A 656-nucleotide genomic window follows, 5' to 3' on the forward strand; every position below is an offset into this window, starting at 1 on the left:
AGAGTTTGACCGCCAAGAAGCGGCATGGCGTGGCGTCCAAAAAGCAATGGAAACGCACCAAGAGTCTTTCGCCGCGATTTTAAATGCACTTGCAGGCTGGCGTTTAACTGAAAACAAAAAGCGCTCGACTAAGCGAGAGGTACACTTTTTAGATCCAAGTTTGTACGGTAGCCGCATTCAATCTGAAACCTTGGCTGCCATGATGAAAGTGGCGAAGGACAGTCGTGATATTGGTCAAAAAGCCGGTAAATTGATGGCGCAAGTGCACGGTTTGGATGAGATGAAGCCGTGGAACCACCTTGCTGCAATGCCTGCATTAAGCGGTGATGCTAAAGTCTACGATTTCAATGAAGCAATCGATGTGATTTGCGAAGCGTTTGAAACTGTCAACCCAGAGATGTCTGAGTTTGTGCGTTTAATGGTTCAAAACGGTTGGATTGATGCCGCGCCCAATGCCAATAAACGTTTAGGGGCGTACTGCACTAAGCTACCAGCCACGCGCACACCGTTGGTATTCATGACGTGGAGTGGTAGCCGTTCTGATTTGATGACATTGGCTCACGAACTTGGTCATGCCTTCCATAACTGGGTTATTCGAGAGCTGCCGCTTTGCCAACCTTACTACCCAATGACACTTGCAGAAACCGCTTCTATTT

1 protein-coding gene is annotated in these 656 nt (G+C 48.0%); it reads left to right on the plus strand.

Annotated features, from left to right (window positions below):
- Nucleotides 1-656: M3 family metallopeptidase (locus R7R24_RS27585; protein ID WP_318120254.1), on the plus strand; the 656-nt coding region annotated here is incomplete at both ends.

Source organism: Vibrio sp. 704 (genome assembly GCF_033339295.1).